Below are 4,560 nucleotides of genomic sequence, written 5' to 3'. Positions count from 1 at the left end.
GGTTCGCGGCGCAGCTCGCCGTCGTGGTTGCTGTGTACGCCGCCGGTTGCGCGCTCGCGTCGGTGCTCCCCATCCACCTGCCGGGCAACATCGTGGGCATGGTGCTCTTGCTCGTGCTTCTGGGGACGGGCCTGCTGAAAGCACGGCACGTGGGCGATGCCTGCGACTGCCTGCTGGACAACATGTCGCTGTTCTTCATCCCCGCCGGCGTGGCCATCTTGGGGTGCGTGTCGCTGCTGGAGGGCAATGCGGCGAAGTTCGCGCTCGTCTGCGTGGTGACCACGGTGCTCGTGTTTCTGGCAACAGCGTACACGGTGATGCTCGTATCGCGCTTGATGGCGAAGCGCGACGCTCGCACGGCCGACGAGGAGGCGTAGGCGGAATGGAGGCGATGGCGCACCTCGGGCTGACCCTCCTGTTGGGAACCGCAGCCTCGCTCGCGGTGTTCAAGCTTTCCGTGCTGCTGTACGAGCGCGTGAAGTCTCCGCTGCTCAACCCCCTGCTGGTCACCGTCGCCCTCATCATCGCGGCGCTCGTGGCGCTGCGCATCCCGCTGGAGTCGTACGAGCAGAGCGTGCAGCTCATCTCGTTTCTGCTGGGGCCGGCCACGGTGGCGCTGGCCTACTCGGTGTACCGCCAGCGCCAGACGCTCAAGGACCACTTCGTTCCCATCTTCGCCGGATGCCTCGCGGGATCGATCGTTTCGATGACCAGCGCCTATGCGCTATGCAAGCTGCTGGGGCTCGACGACGCGCTGGCGCTGTCGTTCATCCCCAAGTCGGTGACCACGCCCATCGCCATCGCGGTGTCGGAGCAGCTGGGCGGTGTGACGTCCATCACCGTGGCGGCCGTCATCGTCACCGGCATCCTGGGCGCCATCACCGCGCCGCTCATGGCGCGCCTGTTCCGCGTGCGCGACGGCATCGCCAAGGGCGTGGCCATCGGCACGTGCAGCCATGCGGTGGGCACGACGAAGGCGCTTGAGATGGGCGAGCTGGAAGGCGCCATGAGCGGCGTGAGCATTGCCGTGTCGGGCCTGTTGACCACCGCCATCGTCATCGTGGCGAGCTGCTTTCTGTAGGCGGGGTCCCGCGGGCCGGCAGGCCGCCGGAACCCGTTACTTCAAGCGGTTCACGAACCAGTCGGCCATGGAGATGAGCAGCTCGCGCGAGGAGGACGGGCGCACCATGTCCACCAGGCGGTTCTTCGCTATGCTCGTGAGGTTCTCGGCGTAGTTGCGGGCGTACTCGATGCTGCCCGACGTCTCCATGATGTCCACAGCCTCCGCGAGCACGGCCTGGTCCTTCTCCTTCGACGACAGGATGTCGATGAGACGGTCGCGGTCGTCGGAGTGCTGCAGCGCGTGAACCACCATGAGCGTGCGCTTGCCTTCGGTGATGTCGTTGCGGAAGTCCTTCTTCGTGGACTCCTCGGAACCTATGAGGTTCAGCAGGTCGTCTTGGATCTGGAACGCCAGGCCCGTGTCCAGACCGTAGTTGCGCAACGCCTCGATCTCGGCCTCGGTGCCGCCGCCTATGATGGCGCCGATGGCCAGCGGCACGGCGCCGGAGTAATGCGCCGTCTTGTGAGTGGCCATGACGAGGTAGTCCTCGGGGGTGATGTCGTAGCGGCCGTCGCGCGCCCAGCCGATGTCGAGCGCCTGGCCCTCGATGGTGCGGCGCGTCATCTCTATGAGCTCGTTCACCACGCGCACCTTGGTGGCATCGTCGAGCAGCGGGTCGTTGATAACCGTGCCGTTCACCAACGATAGCGCAAGGTCGCCCATGTTGATGGCCAGCCCCATGCCCTCGGTGAGGTGCAGGCAGGGCTCGCCGCGGCGCAGCTCGGCCTCGTCGGCGATGTCATCATGGATAAGTGCCGCCGTATGGAAATGCTCGATGGCGGCCGCCGCGCTCGTGGCGCGCGCCATGTCGCCGCCCACCGCACGGCAGGCCGCGAAGCAGATGAGCGGACGGTGGCGCTTGCCGCCGTTCTGGCTGTACGCGTTGAGCGGCTCGTACAGGTAGCGGTCCATGTCGGGGTGCGATCCCTGGGGGATGTACGAGTTCACCAGCGTTCCCACCTGGGCGGCGTAGCGGGTGAGGTATTCTTCGAAGGTCTCGGGCGGCTCTTCGATGGCCGCGATGATGTCGTTGATGTTGTCCATAACGCTTTCTTCGCTCGACGGATAGGCTCTGCCCCAAAACGCGCTCATCGCGCTCGCCGCGATAGCTTGAGCAATCGTACCACAAGGTTTTCGCGCACTATGAACAGGCGAGGCGACCGGCAGCATCATCTACGTGAAAACTGCATGGCTGGGGTGGAGTATGCGAAACCGGTGCATGGAGCCTTGCGGGCCGCGAAAAGCACCTAAGCGGCGAGGGCGGCCGGGAGAATGGTAGGGACGGTGGGACTCGAACCCACAAGACCGAGGCCGGCGGATTTTAAGTCCGCTGCGTATGCCAATTCCGCCACGTCCCCACGTAGCTCCGCCTTCGCGTGCGCCTCTTCCCCGAACAGGCGGCGCGTACGGTATATGGTAGCAAACTTTCGGCGCGGGCGGGACGGGGCAATGCGGCCGCAACGCATGCTACACGGCTGCGCGCGCGGCTTCCAGCACGATGCCGTGCAGGATGTCGGACTCGCTCACCGTGAACGACGGCATGCCGGCCAGGTCCAGCACCACCTGCAAGATCACAAGGCCCGCCACGATCACGGGGGCGCGGCCGGGATCGAGGCCTGCCGTGCGGCGGCGCTCATCCAGACCCACGCTGGCCAGCTGGGCGTACACCTCGTCCAGCACGGCGCGCTCCACCACGGACCGATGAACGCGCGACGAGTCGTACTCCGCCATGCGCTCGTGCACCGCCACCACGCTCGTGGCCGTGCCGGCCACCGCCACCACCCGCTCGGGCGCGAACCCGCCGGCGCCCAGGTCGTCGAAGTAGGAGCGCATCTCCTCGGCGATCCACGCGCGGGCACGGCCGAGCTCCTCGTCGGAAGGCGGATCGGCCTCCAGGAACTTCTCGGTCACGCGGCGACACCCGATGTCGAACGAATGCGCCTGAACGGGCGCCTCGCCCGCCCGCCCGGCTACGAGCTCAGTCGAGCCGCCGCCCACGTCCACCACGAGGATGCGCTCGCCCGCGAAGTCGCACGACGCGCCCGCGAACGACAGCGCCGCCTCGCGCTCGCCCGGCACGACGGTCAGCGTGATGCCCGCCTCGGCCAGCAGGGCCACGAACTCGTCGGCGTTGCGGGCATCGCGCGAGGCCGACGTGGCCACGGCCGTCACGGTGATGCCGCCGCCGTCCTCCGGCTCGCACGCGTCGAGGATGGCCTGGTAGCGGGCAACCACGTCGGCCACGCGCTGCATGGCCTCGGGCCTCAACACGCCGGAGGCGTCCACGCCCTCGCCCAGGTTCGTGATGGCGTACTCGCGCCGCAGCTCGTGCAGCGCTCCCGCCTCGTCGATGTCGGCCACGAGCATGCGGCACGTCACCGTACCGATGTCGATGGCAGCATAGCGGCCGGGACGCAGCGTGCCGGGGGCCGTGCAGGTAGGCGCGGGATCCGTCAGATGGGTTGCCATAGGGTCGCTTCCTCCTTGGATGCTTCGGTCGCACGGGCCGCCCCGTGCGCGGGCCGGGCGCGCGCGAATACGGGGCTATTTCACGCCGAACAGGGCGTCGAGCACCGGCGAGTACCACGTCTCGGGCGCTTCCACGCTGCCGGCCACGATGTTCGCCGTGAAGTTCGAGCCCTCGTCGCCGCCGTCGGCTGACAGGCCGTGCACGTTGGCGGTCTGCTCGCCCTCCGGCACCCAGCCGAACTGCTCGTGGGCGCGGTCCTCGATGCCGGCGTCCGTCTGCAGCGTGCCCACCTCGGACTCGAGCGAGGCGTTGCGCTGCTCGATGGCCGCGTACTCTGCCTGCAGCCGGTCGTGCTCGCGCACCGAATGGTACAGCTGCTGCGCGGGGGTGTACAGAAACCAGCAGGTGAGCAGCAGGCATGCTACGAAACCGAGGCCGGCGATGGCCTTGGGCGACTGCTTTCCCGAGGAGAGCAGGGCAAGCGGGTTGAGCGACGCGAGCGAGAACGTGCGCGCCTTGCCGGCCGCATCGTTCTGCATGCGCGCGGCGCGCTTGTGGTTGGCGCCCATCTCGCCCTTGTACACGGCCGCGCGCGATCCGGCCGGTGCGTCGGATGCGCGGCTGCTGCCGCCGAATTGCTTGTCGAACTTCTTGTCGGCGCGGTCCTTCTGGCGCTTGCGGCGGAACTCCTGCAGGCGCGAGCGCTTCCCGGGAGCTTCGTCCTCCGCCTCGCCGCGATCGTCGGAGCGCTCGCCGAACTCGTCGGGTTCTGCGAGGAACTGCCTGGCATGGGCGCCCCGGCTGCGACGCGGCGCGGTGCCGGCGGATTCGACGCGGGAGCCGCGATCGGCATACGCGGTGACGGCCGCCCGCGCCGAGGAGGCGGGGAAATCATCGACGATGGAACGCGGCCGGGCGGAGTTTGCCAGGGGAGCCGTGCGCGGCGCGGTGCCGGAGATGCGCGCGG

At 68.3% G+C, this 4,560-nt stretch carries 5 protein-coding genes and 1 tRNA gene; 2 read left to right on the top strand and 4 right to left on the bottom strand.

What is annotated here, in order from left to right; genetic code table 11:
• Both GPA_RS07090 and GPA_RS07085 read left to right on the top strand, forming a co-directional pair.
• Positions 1 to 377, top strand: a 377-nt coding sequence (locus tag GPA_RS07090; protein WP_049784055.1) for a CidA/LrgA family protein, incomplete at its 5' end; no start/stop codon positions are given.
• Between the two features lie 5 nt (positions 378 to 382).
• The gene (locus GPA_RS07085) at positions 383 to 1,081 is read left to right on the top strand and encodes an LrgB family protein (RefSeq protein ID WP_015539438.1); all 699 of its coding nucleotides are present in this window, start codon (positions 383 to 385) and stop codon (positions 1,079 to 1,081) included.
• 36 nt (positions 1,082 to 1,117) lie between these two features.
• Here GPA_RS07085 and GPA_RS07080 read toward each other — a convergent pair whose 3' ends face one another.
• The 4 genes from GPA_RS07080 to GPA_RS19010 all read right to left on the bottom strand — a co-directional run.
• Positions 1,118 to 2,167, bottom strand: coding sequence for a polyprenyl synthetase family protein (locus GPA_RS07080; RefSeq protein ID WP_015539437.1), 1,050 nt, complete (start codon positions 2,165 to 2,167; stop codon positions 1,118 to 1,120).
• 229 nt (positions 2,168 to 2,396) lie between these two features.
• Positions 2,397 to 2,481, bottom strand: a tRNA-Leu gene (locus GPA_RS07075).
• Between the two features lie 109 nt (positions 2,482 to 2,590).
• Positions 2,591 to 3,592, bottom strand: coding sequence for a Ppx/GppA phosphatase family protein (locus GPA_RS07070; protein WP_015539436.1), 1,002 nt, complete (start codon positions 3,590 to 3,592; stop codon positions 2,591 to 2,593).
• A gap of 75 nt (positions 3,593 to 3,667) precedes the next feature.
• Positions 3,668 to 4,560, bottom strand: an 893-nt coding sequence (locus GPA_RS19010; RefSeq protein WP_049784053.1) for an FtsB family cell division protein, incomplete at its 5' end; no start/stop codon positions are given.

The organism is Gordonibacter pamelaeae 7-10-1-b, assembly GCF_000210055.1.
Taxonomy (GTDB): domain Bacteria; phylum Actinomycetota; class Coriobacteriia; order Coriobacteriales; family Eggerthellaceae; genus Gordonibacter; species Gordonibacter pamelaeae.
This window is presented reverse-complemented; position numbering and strand designations above follow the sequence as displayed.

What these genes read in the sequence shown, in the direction of transcription:
- GPA_RS07080 (WP_015539437.1), bottom strand. Translation starts at nt 2,167, where the DNA reads ATGGACAACATCAACGACATCATCGCGGCCATCGAAGAGCCGCCCGAG.
- GPA_RS07070 (WP_015539436.1), bottom strand. Translation starts at nt 3,592, where the DNA reads ATGGCAACCCATCTGACGGATCCCGCGCCTACCTGCACGGCCCCCGGC.
- GPA_RS07085 (WP_015539438.1), top strand. Translation starts at nt 383, where the DNA reads ATGGAGGCGATGGCGCACCTCGGGCTGACCCTCCTGTTGGGAACCGCA.